Origin of the sequence: Mesorhizobium sp. M7A.T.Ca.US.000.02.2.1 (genome assembly GCF_003996995.1) — a bacterium.
In the GTDB taxonomy this organism is placed as follows: domain Bacteria; phylum Pseudomonadota; class Alphaproteobacteria; order Rhizobiales; family Rhizobiaceae; genus Mesorhizobium.
The window spans coordinates 1-14,712 of record NZ_RZTT01000121.1 but is presented as its reverse complement, the minus strand read 5'-3'; the positions used below and the strand labels follow the sequence as shown (position 1 = coordinate 14,712).

Sequence of the window (14,712 nt, the reverse complement as noted above, 5' to 3'; positions counted from 1 at the left end):
GACTGAGAGAACGCGCGGCAGATCCTTCTGCGCCCATTTGGCGCTGTCGACGATCGCCGTCCAGCAATCCTTGACGTAATTGTCGACCTGATCGTAAGGCGATTTGCGGAAGTTCGGGATGTGGCCGTTGATGAAATCCTCCCAGAATTTGGCCATCTGCTCGGGCGGCATCGGCTCGGACAGGTTCACCGGATGCGCCTCGAAACCGTAGCCCTTGTAGACATCGACAAAGCCGGGGTCGGACAGGAAAACGGCTTTGTGGCCGCGCGCCTCGACCGCCTGGGCGATGCCGACGGAATTGAGCGCCGGGCCGTAGGCCGCTTCTGGAAAAAACGCGATCGTCTTCTGCGCCATCAGGCTTCTCCTTTATTCTGCGAAAACTCTGACATCGGCGGCGTCCCAGCCGAGTTCGACCTGATCTCCCGACGCGACCGGCCGGCGGTCGGCGGCATCAGCGGTGACGCGCACCAGGAACGGCTTTGGCGACAGGGGGGTGCGGACATGCAGCTGCAGGTCGAGCCCCTGATAGGCCAGCGCCTCGACCGTGCCGGTGGTGCGGTTGGCGGTCTGAGCCTCCGGGAACAGCCGGATGCGCTCCGGCCGCACCGAAGCGACAGCGGATGCGCCGGGCGAGAGCGTTGCTGGAACCTTGCCGGATATTCGCGCGCCATTCGCGGCGACAACCCCATCGGTGGCGGCCTTGCCCGGCACGAAATTCATCACGCCGATGAAGTCGGCGACGAAACGGTCGGCCGGATGCTCATAGATCGCGTGCGGCGTGTCGCACTGCAGCAGTCTGCCGTCTTTGAGCACCGCCATGCGGTCGGCCATCACAAGCGACTCCTCCTGGTCATGGGTGACGATGACGAAGGTAATGCCGACCTCGTGCTGCAGGCGCTTCAGTTCCAGCTGCATGGCGCCGCGTAGTTTCTTGTCGAGCGCGCCAAGCGGCTCGTCGAGCAGCAGCAGACGCGGCCGCTTGACCAGCGCGCGGGCGAGCGCGACGCGCTGCTTCTGGCCGCCCGACAGTTGCTCCGGCTTGCGGTCGGCGAAGGGGACCAGCTCGGTTGTCGCCAGAATGGCGTCGACGCGGGAGCGGATTTCAGCTGCCGGCAAACGTTCCATCTCCAGGCCGTAGGAGACATTGGCGCGGACGCTCATATGAGGAAACAGCGCATAGGATTGGAACATCAGATTGACTGGCCGCTTGTTGGGCGGGGTTTTGGCAATGTCGCGGCCGTCGAGCAGGATGCGCCCGTCATTGGGCGTCTCGAAGCCGGCCAGCATGCGCAGCAGCGTGGTCTTGCCGCAGCCTGACGGCCCGAGCAGCGCGAAGAACTCATTCTCTCTGATATCGAGCGAGATGCCGTCGACAGCCGTCACCCGGCCGAAATTCTTCGATACATGATCGATGGCCAGCAGCGTGCGCGGTTCGCTCATTGGCCTATGATCCCACGGTTGAGCCGCTGCGACAGGGTCAGCGCGGTGATCGAGACCGCCATGACGATGGTCGCCAGCGCGTTGATCTCCGGCGTGATGCCGAAGCGGATCATCGCGTAGATCTGCATCGGCAACGTCGTCGAGGCACGGCCGGCACCGGCGGTGAAGAAGGCGATGATGAATTCGTCGACCGAGAGCGTGAAGGCGAGCAGCGCGCCGGCGATCACCGCCGGCGCGATGACCGGCAATGTCACCCGCCGGAAGGTGGTGAGCGCGGAGGCGCCGAGATCGGCCGAGGCCTCGACGATCGACCAGTCGAAACTCTTCAGCCGGGCACGCACCACCGAGCAGACAAAGGCGAGGTTGAAGACGACATGGGCGAGGATGATCGTGTGCAGGCCCATGGTCAGGTTGAGCATGGAGAAGAACGACAGCAGCGCGATCGCCAGCACGATGTCGGGAATGATCATCGGCGCGAAGATCAGCGCTTCGAGGCCCTTACCGTACTGCCGGCGCATCTCGATGCCGATCGCCAGCAGCGTGCCGAGCAATGTTGCGATTGCGGTCGACACCAGTGCCACGATCAGCGTGTTGAGCGCGGCGGAGAGGATCGCCGAATTGCCGGCCAGCGAGGCATACCATTTCAGCGAAAAGCCCGACCATGCCGTTGGAAGCCCGCCTTCGTTGAAGGACAGCGCCACCAGCACGGCGATCGGGATGTAGAGGAAAGCGAAGACCAGGCTCAGCACGAGCCAGAGCGTGCGCCGCGTGGCGGGGGAGCGCTCAGCCATCGGTGTCTCCGCCGACTTGCGCGGCGTGGCCCGAGGCGCGATTGGCGGCTAGCGCCTGCGCCATCAGCACCAGAAGCATGATGGCGATCAGCGCCATCGCGAGCGCGGCGCCGAACGGCCAGTCGTTTGCGGTCAGGAACTGGTCGTAGACGAGGTTGCCGATCATCTGGAAGCGGCCGCCGCCAAGCAGCGCGGGCGTGACGAAATTGCCGATCGACAGAACGAAGACAAACACTGCGCCAGCGGCGATGCCGGGCACGGTCAGCGGCAGGATGACACGGCGGAATGTGGTGGCGGCGGAGGCGCCGAGGTCACGCGAGGCTTCGGCGAGTTCCGGGTTGAGGCGCGACAGCGGCGCGTAGCAGGCGAGGATGACGAAGGGCAAATAGTTGTAGACGAGGCCGGCGATGACCGCGCCTTCGGTGTAGAGCATCGAAGGCGGTTCGCCAGTGTAGCCGAACCAGCGCAACAACTGCGTGATCAGGCCTTCGCGGTTGAGCAGCACGATCCAGGCATAGGTGCGGATCAGGTAGTTGGACCAGAACGGCAGCACGGCGAAGAACAGGAACACCGGCTGCCACCGGCGCGGGGCGGCTGCGATGGCGTAGGCGGCGGCATAGCCGATCACCACCGCGATCAGGGTGGCGGTGCCGGCGATGCGCGCCGAGTTGAGGAAGATGCCGGCATAGAGCGGATCGAAGACCAGCCCGAAATTCTCCAGCGTGAAGGTGTATTCGATGCCGCCATAGATGCCGCGCCGGAAGAAGGCGAGCGCCAGCACCAATGCGCACGGCACCACCATCAAGGCCGCGAGCCAGGCCAGTGCCGGGGCCATCAGCAGGGAGGAGCGGGAGGGGAGGTGCTTCACGAAGTACCCCCCTCTGCCCTGCCGGGCATCTCAGCGACCAAAGACCCCCTCACCCGGATTGCCATCCGAATTGCGAAGGGCAATTCGGGGCAATCCGACCTCTCCCCGAGGGGAGAGGAGGTCGCTGGCGCCGGCGCTTTCCTCTTCTCCCCAGCGGGGAGAAGGTGGCCGCGAAGCGGCCGGATGAGGGGGCGCTGCGCTGGAGATTGGCGACAGGCCACAACCCAGCCAATCTCCCCCCTTGAGGGGGAGATGGCCGGCAGGCCAGAGGGGGGCGCGAAGGAACGCAAGCTTGATTCCAGCTACCGAAGTGGCGCGCCGCCTACTGCGCCGCCTTGATCTCGCTGACGATCTTCGAATAGTCGCGCTGGGCGTCGCCGACGTCGCGCAACTGCTCGAACTTGACGAGGTCGGCCACCGGCATCGCCATGTTGGGGAATTTGGCCAGGAAATCGGCCGGCAGGCTTTCCATGGCTGGCTTGTTCGGCACCTTGTAGTCGATGTTCTGCGCCGCCCAGGCGTGGTTCTTGGCGTCGAGCATGAAGTTGATGAACTGGAAGGCGGCATCCTTGTTGGCGGAGGCCTTCATCACCACCATCGTGTCAACCCAGAGGTCGGAGCCTTCCTTGGGAATGACGTATTTGATCTCGGACTTTTCGGCGATGCCGTAATTGCACCAGCCGTCCCATGCCTGAACCATCAGCGCCTCGCCGGACACCAGCTTGGAATAGAAGGTGGTGTCGTCATAGGCGAGCAGGGTCTTCTTGGCCGAGATCAGCAGATCCTTGACCTCAGCCATCTTGGCCGGGTCGGTTTCGTTGACCGAATAGCCCTTGTCGAGTTGGCCGGCGGCCAGCAGCCAGCGGTCGGTCGCCAGCATGGTGGTCTTGCCCTTCAATTCGTCGGAAGGCGCGAGCAGGTCGCTCCAGCTGGTCGGTGCGACCTTCATCAGGTCCGAGCGATAGCAGAGGCCGGTGGTGCCCCAGGTGTATGGCACCGAGAATGCATTGCCGGCATCGTGCGGCAGCTTGGTTGCCTCGGGATAGAGATTGGCGAGGTTCGGGATCTTGGCGTGGTCGATCGGCTCGGTCAGGCCGAGCTTGTTCAGCACCTCGGCGAAGGGCGAAGAAACGAAGACCACGTCATAGCCCTTGCCGCCGGCGGCGATGAGCTTGCCCATGATCTCTTCATTGGTGGCGTGCACCACCACTTCGCCCGAGACGCCGGTCGCGGTCTTGAAGGCGGCCATGGCGTCGGGTGCCATGTAGCCGTCCCAGTTGGAAATGACGAGGTCGGCAGCCGTCGCCGGCGCGGACAGCGCCAAGGCCAGGCCAAGTGCGATCGAAGATGTTTTCAGCGCACTGCGCCGCAGGCTGGTAGCGGTCATGACAGACTCCCATTTCGGTTGATCGTCGAATTGCATTCGCCGGACCAACGCTTGCGACCCTTGCCGCTGCCTCGATCCCGTTCCCTCGGTCTTTTTCTCGCCGATTGCCCTGACAGTACTATTGCAGAAAAAAGTACGTCAATCCATAATTTGCTAAGCGATCGTGGAATCTGGCCGATTGCGTCCGTGCGGGCGATCGGTCAGATCAATGCGGTCATGTCGTTTTCCACGAGACCAGTCATGCAAGCCGCAGCCCGACGACCTCGCACCAACCACCTCGATCTGGCGCAGCGCATCCTGGATGTGGCGCGGCAGCGCGGTTTTGAGCCCGGCGCACGCTTGCCGGAGCAGCAGATCGCTTCGTTGTGCAATGTCTCGCGCACGCCGGTGCGGGCGGCTCTCGGCCTGCTCGCTGAACGGGGTGTCGTGCGCTGGGAGGCAGATTCCGGTTATCACCTGGCCATCGACCTCACCGCGCAGGCTTCAGTCGCCACGGAACTGCCCGCCGCCGAGGAGGACGAGTTGGCCGAGGCGATCCTGCGCGACCGGTCGGCGCGTCGGCTGGACCAGACGGTGACCGTCGCGGGGCTGATACGGCGCTACAGCGCCGAGCGCAAGACGGTACTAAAAGCACTCAACAAACTGACCGAAGAGAATTTGTTGGACCGAGCGCCTGGCCAGTCCTGGCTGTTTCGGCGCACGCCCGACGATCCAGAGGCGCAAGGCGACAGCTATGAGTTCCGCTTGCTGCTGGAACCCGCGGCCATCCTGACGCCGGGCTTCCGGCTGGATGGCGCGCGGGCGGCGGCGTTGCGCCAGGGCATGGAAGCGCTGGTGGCGTTGCCGGATGCGGCCTTCGACACACGCGAGTTCCAGCGGCTGGACATCGATTTTCACGGCATGCTCGCCGAAGGCTGCGCCAACCGCTTCGTTGCCGATGCGCTGGCCGATCATCTCAGGCTACGCCGGCTACCGGGCATCTATGCCGGCGTCAACGTCTTCCGCTTGCGGCAATCGCTGCGCGAACACCTTGTTATACTCGACCATCTTGAAAGCCTGCAGTATGAGGTGGCTGCCGATCTGCTTCGCATCCACCTGCGGCTCTCCCGCAACCAGCGACCGCAAGCGGCCAGTCGCGGGGCGCCCGCCCTGTTCGGCATGATCAGCCGGCCGGAATGACGAGGAATAATTGACGCGTAAAGCCAGCCCGACCATCGCGCTGTTTCCCGAAGCCAGTTTCGGCGCGGCGTTGAATTGCGTCGGCATCGCGCAGGCATTGCGTGCCAAGGGAGCCCGGCCCGTCTTCATTTGCCATGCCGGCTTTTCCGGCGTCTTTGCCGACTATGGTTTCCAGGAATACCAGCTGCCGACCGACGAGCCGCTGAGCGACAGCGAACGCCAGAGCTACTGGCAGGCTTTCGTGCGCCGGCACCTGCCGCATTTCCGGCTGAGCCCGATCGACCAGCTGGAAACCTATGTCGCGCCGACCTGGCAGGCCATCGTCGACACTGCGGTCAATGCCGAGGCGCCGCTGCGCCAATTGCTGGCGCGGCTGAAGCCGGACGCGGTGGTGCTCGACAATGTCATCATGTTCCCGGCGATCGCCGCCGCCGGCTGTCCCTGGGTGCGTGTCGTCTCCTGCGCCGAGACCGAGCTGCCGGATGCCAATGTGCCTCCCTATCTGTCGGGGCTTGGCGCCGACGACCCGCAACGCGCGGCTTTCGAGGCAAGGTATCTGGCGGCTTGCGCGCCCGCACATGACCGCTTCAATCGCTTTCGCATGGATGCCGGCCTGGCGTCGCTGCCGAAGGGCCTGTTCCTCGAGGCGTCGCCCGACCTCAATTTGCTGCTGACGCCTTCGATCGTGCGTCGTGAGCGGGCCGAGCCGCTCGATCCGGAGCGCTTCGTGTATCTCGAAGGCTGCGTGCGCTCGGAAGGGCCATTCGAGGTCCCCGTGTTCCCACGCAATGGCGGGCCGCTGGTCTATGTCAGCTTCGGCAGCCTCGGCGCCATGGATGTCGGCCTGATCGAGCGCATGCTTGCCGTCTTCGACAGGCTGCCGGCGCGCTTTATTGTCAATGTTGGCGGCCTGCGCGACGCCTATCGCGCGGTGCCCGACAACGTCTATCTCGATGCCTGGTTTCCCCAGCCCTCGGTGGTGGCGAAGTCGGACCTGTTCATCCATCACGGCGGCAACAACAGCTTTTGCGAAGCGCTGCGCTTCGGCGTGCCGTCACTGATCATGCCCTATTGCTGGGACGGACACGACAATGCGCGCCGCGCCGGAGAAACCGGCGTCGGTGACCATATCGGCCGCGACGCCTGGACCGAAGGAGTGTTGGAGAGAGCCATTCTCGGCCTGTTGGCCGACGATGCCATGCGCGCCCGCCTCAAGGACAATGCAGCCCAAATGGCGCTGAAACCTGGAACGGATGTGGCCGCGCAAGCCATACTCTCTCTGATACGGACGTGAACGAAATGCCTGACAACAACGCGAATATCTCGCTCTTCAGCGGCAATGACGCCAAGGCCTGGCTGACCCGGCATGGGATCAACGAAGTCGAGTGCCTGGTGCCCGACATGAACGGCGTCCTGCGCGGCAAGGCCTTGCCGACGGCCAAATTCCTCCAGGCGCTGGAAGATCGCGCGCTCTATCTGCCGAGCAGCGCTTTCCTGGTCAGCATCGACGGCCGCTACTCCGGCTCGATCGACGAGGGTTTTGCCTATTCGGACCCGGACATGCGCATGGTGCCCGATGTCTCGACGCTGTGCCTGGCGCCGGGTGCCGCTCCCGGCAAGGCCTATGTCTTCGCCGATGCCTTCCATATGGACGACCGGCCCTGGATGGCCTCGCCGCGCCATGTGCTGCGCGCCGTGCTCGACCTCTACGCCAGGCGCGGCTGGCGGGCGGTGGTGGCGCCGGAGCTCGAATTCTATCTGACCGCGCCCAATCCCGATCCGGACCAGCCGCTGACCGCTCCGATCGGCGCCAATGGCCGTGCCGAGGGTGTGCAGCATCCCTATGACATGGCCGCGCTCGAGGAGTTCGAGCCGGTGATCCGCCGCGTCTACGACTACGCCGCGGCGGCCGGCCTGCCGCTCGACACGCTGATCCATGAATCGGGTACGGCGCAGCTTGAGATCAACTTCCTGCATGGCGATGCGCTGCCGCTGGCCGACAAGGTGCTGCTGTTCAAGCGGCTGACGCGCCAGGCCGCGCAGCAAAGCGGAATGCATGCGACCTTCATGGCCAAGCCGATCGCCGCGCAGGCGGGAAGCTCGATGCATCTGCACATGTCGGTCATCGACGAGGCTGGCAGGACGCTGTTTGCCGGCAGCGACGATGCCGACACCGCAATGTTCGGCCACTTCATCGGCGGCCTGCAGAAATATGTCCCGGAAATCATGCCGCTGTTCGCGCCCAATGTGAATTCGTACCGTCGCATAAGGCCGAACCACAGCGCGCCGGCCAACATCGAATGGTCGCATGACAACCGTTCCTGCGGCCTGCGCGTGCCGGCCGGGGGCCGCGCGGCGCGGCGGGTGGAGAACCGGCTTCCGGGTGCGGATTCCAATCCTTACCTGGCGATCGCCGGCTCGCTGCTTGCCGGCTATCTTGGCGTCGAACAGAAACTGGCGCGCTCGGCCGAAGCGTCGGGCAATGCCTACAAGATCAAGAGCACGCTGCCGAAAACGATGGAGGAGGCGCTCGATCGTTTCGAGGCATGTGAGCCGGTGCGGGAACTGCTCGGCGAGGATTTCTTCCAGACCTATCTGCGCGTCAAGAGCGTCGAGCTCGATCTGTTCCAGGGCGTGGTGACGAGCTGGGAACGCGACCACCTTCTGCTGAAGGTGTGATCATGGCTTCCAGTTCAACGGGTTTCAATTCGGGCCTCGACATCGCCAAATCCTATTATGTCGCCACCGCCAATCCGGCGCCGGACCATCCGGCGCTTGTCGGCGATGTCGAAGCCGACCTGGTGGTCGTCGGTGGCGGCTGCACCGGCCTGTCAGCCGCCCTTCACGCCGCCGAGCGCGGCGTGAAAGTGGTGCTGCTCGAAGGCGGCAAGATCGGCTGGGGGGCATCGGGCCGCAATGGCGGCCAGATGATCCCAGGTCTGCGCAAGGGCGCCAAGGGCCTGGTCAAACTCTACGGGCCGGAGCGGGCAAAGGTGCTGTTCGATCTTGCCTTCGAGGCACGCGGGCTGGTGCTCGATATTATTGAGCGCCACGCCATCGATTGCGATCTCAGGCTGACCGGCCATCTGGTCGGCGCGGTCAACGGCTCCGACCTCAGGGATCTCGAGGAAGAGGCCGAGTGTCTGGCCACGGTGATGAAATTTCCGCATGCCGAGATCCTGTCGGCGGCGGAAGCCCGCGCCAAGGTCGACACGTCATATCATGGCGCGATGTACGAGCCGCTCGGCGGCCACATGCATCCGCTGAACTACACGCTCGGCCTTGCCCGTGCGGCAGTTGCGGCCGGCGTCATCATCCACGAGAATTCGGTGGCGGTGAAACTGGAGCGCGAGCCTTCGATCCGGGTCTCGACGGCAAAGGGATCGGTTCGGGCCAGACATGTCGTGCTGGCGGGGGACGCGCTGCTCAATGGGCTGGAGCCGCGCGTCAACAGCCGCATCATGCCGGTCGGCAACTACATCGTCGCCACCGAGCCGCTGGAGGGCAAACGCAATGTCATCCCGGCCAATGTCGCGGTGTCCGACACCCGCTTCGTCGTCAATTACTACCGCATGTCGGCGGATGGACGCCTGCTGTTCGGTGGCGGCGAACGCTACACGCCATCACCGCCGGCCGATATCGCCGGCTTCGTGCGGCCGCATATGGAAAAGACCTTTCCGCAGCTCAAGGGCTGCCGCATCGATCACGCCTGGGGTGGGCTGGTGTCGGTGACGACATCACGGCTGCCGCACGTCGGGCACTATGGCGAGGTGTATTTCGCGCATGGCTATTCCGGCAAGGGCGTCATCCTGTCGACGCTGTCCGGCAAGCTGCTGGCCGAAGCGATCACCGGTGATGCCTCGCGGCTGGATTTGTTCTCGACGCTGAGCCCGATGCCGTTCCCCGGCGGCACGGCGTTGCGTGGGCCGCTCTATGTGCTGGGCATGCTGTGGTACGCGATGCGGGATCGTATCAAGCATTGATCAGAGGCAATTGTCGACGTTAGCACTGCCCCTCACCTGCCTGCCGGCATCCTCTCCCGTCAACGGGGCGAGGGACGCTGTTGTCGCCGGTATCGCCAATGTTGCAGGAAAGGCGATGGCGTTGCGCCAGCTACTTTCTCCCCGTCACTATACGGGGAGAAATGCCCGGCAGGGCAATGAGGGGCGGCGCTGGCGTTTGAAGAGGTTTCGGGCGATTGATTAGACGACAAAAAAATCCTCGATGCGCTGCCTGGCCTCAACCAGCACCGGCAGTATCTCCCGCTCCATCTCCGCCACCGAAAAACGCGCCGACTGAGTCGAGACGTTGATGGCCGCGACCGTGCGCTCCGCGCGGTCGCGGATCGGCACCGCGATCGAGCGCAGGCCGAGCTCCAGTTCCTCGTCGACGATGGCAAAGCCGTCCGCTTTCGCCTTGCCGATGGCGCCGGCCAGCAGCCTGATATCGGTGATCGTCTTCGGTGTCCGTCTCTCGATGGTCGCCTGACCGAGGAATGCGTCCAATTCCCCTGATGTCAGGCCGGCAAGCAGGATGCGTCCCATCGAGGTGCAGTAGGCCGGCAGCCTGGTGCCGACGTCGAGCGACACGCTGAGGATGCGGCGGCCGGGAATGCGGGCGACATAGACGACATCCTCACCCGACAGGATGGCCGCCGAGCAGGCCTCGTTCAGTTGTGCTGCCACAGAGCGCATGATGGGCGCGGCGAAGGCCCATAGCGAGGCGCCGCCGAGCCAGGTGCGGGCAACCGTCAGCAGGCGCGGCGACAGCGAGAACACGCGGCCGGCCTGTGTTGCATAGCCGGTGGCGGTGAGTGTCAGCAGGAAGCGGCGGGCGCCGGCGCGGGTGAGGCCCGCTTCCTCCGCCATTTCTGTCAGCGTCATGCCCGAGGGATGGCGGGCCAGGATCTCCATGACGGCGAGGCCGCGCTCGAGCGAGCCGACATGATCACGGGAAACAGCCGCTTCGTCCATCTTGTCTCCGCGGAACGGCATCGGCGTCAGGATTGACTCCTCGCCCTCGCTCAGGGTAGAAAGTATCGCATACAAAACATATGTTCGCAATACGAACTTTCTGATAACCCGGAGCCGATGCGATGGTCAAGTTCCTGCCACTCAAACAGGCCGTGGCCGAGAATTTGAAAGATGGCGACTCCGTCGCCTTCGAGGGCTTCACCCATCTGATCCCGACGGCGGCGGCGCATGAGGCGATCCGCCAGGGTTTTCGCGACCTGACCCTGATCCGCATGACGCCGGACCTGATCTACGACCAGATGATCGGCATGGGCATGGCGAAGAAGATCGTCTTCTCCTATGTCGGCAATCCCGGCGTCGGCCTACTGCGGCGCGCCCGCGATGCCATCGAGAACGGCTTTCCGCGCTCACTCGAAATCGAGGAGCACAGCCATGCCGGCATGGCCAATGCCTATGAAGCGGGTGCTGCCGGCCTGCCCTGCGCGGTGTTTCGCGGCTATCGCGGTGCTGGCCTCGCGGCGGTCAACCCGAACATCAAGTCGGTGACCTGTCCGTTCACCGGCGAGGTGCTGGCCGCTGTCCCTTCGATCCGGCCTGACGTCACCTTCATCCATGCCCAGAAGGCCGACAGGAAAGGCAATGTGCTGGTCGAGGGCATCATCGGCATTCAGAAGGAAGCGGTGCTGGCGGCCAAACGCGCTGTGGTGACCGTCGAGGAAGTCGTCGACAATTTCGACGATCTGCACCCCAATCTGACCGTGCTGCCGCGCTGGACGATCGCGGCGATATCGGTCGTGCCCGGCGGCTCGCATCCGTCCTACGCGCACGGCTACTATGCGCGCGACAATGCGGCCTATCTCGAATGGGACGAGATCGCCGCCGACCGTGACAAATTCCTGGCGTGGATGCAGGCCAATGTCATCGAGAAGAGCGCCGATGATTTCGAGTCCAGGGTCGAGCATCTGAGGAAAGCGGCATGAACGAAAATCCCGACTTCACCCCCAACGAGATGATGACCATCGCCGCCAGCCGCGCGCTGCGCAACGACGATGTCTGCTTCGTCGGCATCGGCGCGCCATCGGCCGCCTGCAATGTGGCGCGGCTGACGCATGCGCCTGACATCACCCTGATCTACGAGAGCGGCACGATCGGCACCGCGCCTGACGTGCTGCCGCTGTCGATCGGCGACGGCGAATTGTGCGAGACCGCTATCACCACCGTCGCGGTGCCTGAGATGTTCCGCTACTGGCTGCAGGGCGGCCGCATCTCGATCGGCTTCCTCGGTGCGGCGCAGCTCGACAAATTCGGCAACATCAACACCACGGTTATCGGCGACTATTTCCATCCCAAGACCCGGCTGCCGGGCGGCGGCGGCGCGCCGGAGATCGCGACGTCGTCGAAGGAGATCTACATCACCATGGCGCAGACCAAGCGCGGCATGGTCGAGAAGATCGACTTCTTCACCTCCTTCGGCCATGGCGAGGGTGGTGACCATCGAAAACGGCTTGGCATCGACACCGCCGGCCCGACGCTGCTGATCACCGATCTCGCCATCTGGAAGCCGGATCCGGTGAGCAAGGAATTCACGGTCGTGTCGCTGCATCCCGGCGTCACGCGCCAGCAGGTGAAGGACACCTGTGGCTGGGCGGTTAAGTTCGCGGAGGCGCTTGACGAAACACCGGCGCCAAGCGAACTCGAACTCAAGACATTGCGCGACCTGCAGGCCCGCACCAAGGCGGCGCATGAGGGAACCGGAAAAGCAAAGGCTGCATGACATGGCCGAGGCCTATATCTGCGACTACATCCGCACACCGATCGGCCGCTTCGGCGGTTCGCTGTCTTCGGTACGATCAGACGATCTTGGCGCGATACCGCTGAGGGCATTGGTCGAGCGTAATCCCGGCATCGACTGGCAGGCTATCGACGACGTCGTCTATGGCTGTGCCAACCAGGCCGGCGAGGACAACCGCAACGTGGCGCGCATGGCGCTGCTGCTGGCAGGCTTGCCGAAGGAGATTCCGGGCTCGACTGTCAACCGCCTGTGCGGCTCGGGCATGGATGCGCTGACCATTGCCGCGCGCGCCATCAAGGCCGGCGAGGCGGAATTGATGATCGCGGGCGGTGTCGAATCGATGAGCCGGGCGCCCTTCGTCATGCCCAAGGCCGACACGGCGTTCTCGCGCAATGCCGAGATTTACGACACCACCATCGGCTGGCGCTTCGTCAACCCGCTGATGAAGAAGCAGTATGGCGTCGATTCGATGCCGGAAACCGGCGAGAACGTCGCCGAGGATTTTTCGGTGTCACGCGCCGACCAGGACGCCTTTGCCGTACGCAGCCAGGACAAGGCGGTCGCCGCGCAAGCCAATGGAAGGCTGGCGAAGGAAATCACAGAGGTGACGATCCCGCAGCGCAAGGGCGATCCGGTTGTCGTCTCGAAGGATGAGCATCCGCGAGCGGGCTCAACGGTCGAGGCGCTGGCCAAGCTGCCGACGCCGTTCCGCCAGGGCGGCACAGTCACGGCCGGCAATGCCTCCGGCGTCAATGACGGGGCGGCGGCGCTGATCGTCGCTTCCGAGGCGGCGGTGAAGACATATGGCCTGATCCCGATCGCCCGCATTCTCGGCGGGGCCGCCGTAGGTGTGGCGCCGCGCATCATGGGCATCGGCCCGGCGCCGGCGACGCAAAAACTCTGCGCGCGGCTTGGGCTGACCCCGCAACAGTTCGATGTCATCGAGCTCAACGAAGCCTTTGCCTCGCAAGGCATAGCCGTGCTGCGCCAGCTTGGCATTGCCGAGGATGCGGAACACGTCAACCCGAATGGCGGCGCCATCGCGCTTGGCCATCCCCTGGGCATGTCGGGTGCCCGCATCTCCGGCACGGCGGCGCTGGAGCTGCGCGAACGTGGCGGCCGTTATGCGCTTGCCACGATGTGCATCGGTGTAGGCCAGGGCATCGCGATCGCGCTGGAACGGGTTTGATCGGCGGCCCTTGCTTGGCCGGCTAAGATCAAGAATCCGGTGCGCGGTTCAAATTTGACCACGTGGACAAAAGTCTAGCGTCGTTCCATACTTCCGCGTCTGACATTTTCACGAACAGCCGGCTCGACACGGCTGTCGAACAGAGGGGAATGCAATGGAAAACCGGAACAATAAATCGCAGATAAAACGCGAAGGGCTTTCGCGACGCAATGTGCTGGAGCTGGGCGCGCTCGGTTTGGCGGCAGCGATATTGCCAGGCGCAGCCTTCGCGGCGGACAAGAAGCTGAAGGTGGCGGCGATCTTCGCCACGCCGATCGAGGAGCCGTGGGACAACCAGATCCATGTCGCCTTGCAGAGGGCCGAGAAGGAACTCGGCATCGAGTACAAATGGTCCGAGAAGGTGCAGACCGCCGATTTCAGCCGCGTCATGCGCGAATATGCGCAAGGCGGCTATGAGCTGGTGCTGGGCGATGCCTTCGCCGCCGAGCGTGAATCGCGCCGCACCGCCAAGCAATTCCCGAAGACCGCCTGGCTGTTCGGCTCCGGCGCCGGCCCGGCGGAACCCAATTTCGGCGTCTTCGACAACTGGATCCACGAGCCGGCCTATCTCTCCGGATTGATCGCCGGCAAGATGTCGAAGTCGGGCACGATCGGCGCCGTCGCGGCGATGGGCATTCCGGAAGTCAACCGGCTGGTAAACGCCTTCTTCGCCGGCGCCAGGGAGGTCAATCCCAACATCAAGAAGAAGGTCGCCTTTATCGGCTCGTTCTTCGATCCGCCCAAGGCCAAGGAAGCGGCTGTCGCGCAGATCGACGCCGGTGTCGACGTCATCTATGCCGAGCGCTTCGGCGTCATCGAAGCGGCGGTGGACAAGAAGATACTTGCGATCTCCAACATGTCCGACCAGTCGAGCCTCGGCCCCAACACGGTCATCACCGGCCCGGTCTGGGACATGTATCCGACGGTCGAGCAGGCGATCAAGCTGGTCAGGGCCGGCGTCTTCACCGCGCAGGACTATGGCGACTTCTCGCGCATGGCCAAGGGTGGCTCGCATCTGGCGCCCTACCACAAGTTCGACAAGACGCTGCCGGCG

General features: G+C 64.2%; 13 protein-coding genes and 1 pseudogene. 8 read left to right on the top strand and 6 right to left on the bottom strand.

Annotated elements, in window-relative coordinates; genetic code table 11:
* From EOD15_RS14070 to EOD15_RS14045, 5 genes and pseudogenes are all read right to left on the bottom strand, one after another.
* Positions 1-354, bottom strand: a pseudogene (locus EOD15_RS14070) (glycosyl transferase family 1); the annotation flags it as partial.
* Between the two features lie 12 nt (positions 355-366).
* Positions 367-1,440, bottom strand: coding sequence for an ABC transporter ATP-binding protein (locus EOD15_RS14065; protein WP_127321341.1), 1,074 nt, complete (start codon positions 1,438-1,440; stop codon positions 367-369).
* On the bottom strand, positions 1,437-2,231 hold the full coding sequence (locus EOD15_RS14060) for an ABC transporter permease (protein ID WP_127321342.1): 795 nt from the start codon (positions 2,229-2,231) through the stop codon (positions 1,437-1,439). The genes EOD15_RS14065 and EOD15_RS14060 overlap by 4 nt, the downstream gene beginning before the upstream one ends.
* Positions 2,224-3,066, bottom strand: a complete 843-nt coding sequence (locus EOD15_RS14055) for an ABC transporter permease (protein WP_127408569.1) — start codon at positions 3,064-3,066, stop codon at positions 2,224-2,226. Before EOD15_RS14055 ends, EOD15_RS14060 begins: the two co-directional genes overlap by 8 nt.
* A 355-nt stretch (positions 3,067-3,421) precedes the next feature.
* Entirely contained in the window at positions 3,422-4,486 is a 1,065-nt protein-coding gene (locus tag EOD15_RS14045; RefSeq protein ID WP_127322968.1) for a spermidine/putrescine ABC transporter substrate-binding protein, read from the bottom strand.
* A gap of 240 nt (positions 4,487-4,726) precedes the next feature.
* On the opposite strand from EOD15_RS14045, the gene EOD15_RS14040 reads away from it, so the two are divergent.
* The 4 genes from EOD15_RS14040 to EOD15_RS14025 are packed head-to-tail and all read left to right on the top strand — an operon-like array spanning position 4,727 to position 9,648.
* Entirely contained in the window at positions 4,727-5,665 is a 939-nt protein-coding gene (locus EOD15_RS14040) for a GntR family transcriptional regulator (RefSeq protein ID WP_127323215.1), read from the top strand.
* A gap of 10 nt (positions 5,666-5,675) precedes the next feature.
* Complete coding sequence (locus tag EOD15_RS14035; protein ID WP_127408568.1) at positions 5,676-6,959, top strand: glycosyltransferase; 1,284 nt, start codon at positions 5,676-5,678, stop codon at positions 6,957-6,959.
* Positions 6,960-6,964: 5 nt separating this feature from the next.
* On the top strand, positions 6,965-8,344 hold the full coding sequence (locus EOD15_RS14030; protein ID WP_127320989.1) for a glutamine synthetase family protein: 1,380 nt from the start codon (positions 6,965-6,967) through the stop codon (positions 8,342-8,344).
* 2 nt (positions 8,345-8,346) lie between these two features.
* Positions 8,347-9,648: an FAD-binding oxidoreductase gene (locus EOD15_RS14025; RefSeq protein WP_127320988.1), complete on the top strand. Its 1,302-nt coding sequence runs from the start codon at positions 8,347-8,349 to the stop codon at positions 9,646-9,648.
* 219 nt (positions 9,649-9,867) lie between these two features.
* Here EOD15_RS14025 and EOD15_RS14015 read toward each other — a convergent pair whose 3' ends face one another.
* Positions 9,868-10,638: an IclR family transcriptional regulator C-terminal domain-containing protein gene (locus tag EOD15_RS14015; RefSeq protein WP_127320987.1), complete on the bottom strand. Its 771-nt coding sequence runs from the start codon at positions 10,636-10,638 to the stop codon at positions 9,868-9,870.
* Between the two features lie 122 nt (positions 10,639-10,760).
* On the opposite strand from EOD15_RS14015, the gene EOD15_RS14010 reads away from it, so the two are divergent.
* The 4 genes from EOD15_RS14010 to EOD15_RS13995 form a co-directional block, all read left to right on the top strand.
* The gene (locus EOD15_RS14010; protein WP_127320986.1) at positions 10,761-11,618 is read left to right on the top strand and encodes a CoA transferase subunit A; all 858 of its coding nucleotides are present in this window, start codon (positions 10,761-10,763) and stop codon (positions 11,616-11,618) included.
* A complete protein-coding gene (locus EOD15_RS14005) occupies positions 11,615-12,412 on the top strand; it encodes a CoA-transferase subunit beta (protein WP_127320985.1) in 798 nt (265 codons plus the stop codon). Before EOD15_RS14010 ends, EOD15_RS14005 begins: the two co-directional genes overlap by 4 nt.
* A gap of 1 nt (position 12,413) precedes the next feature.
* Complete coding sequence (gene pcaF / locus EOD15_RS14000) at positions 12,414-13,619, top strand: 3-oxoadipyl-CoA thiolase (RefSeq protein ID WP_127320984.1); 1,206 nt, start codon at positions 12,414-12,416, stop codon at positions 13,617-13,619.
* Positions 13,620-13,773: 154 nt separating this feature from the next.
* On the top strand, positions 13,774-14,712 hold a 939-nt coding region (locus tag EOD15_RS13995), incomplete at its 3' end, for a BMP family protein (protein WP_148129548.1).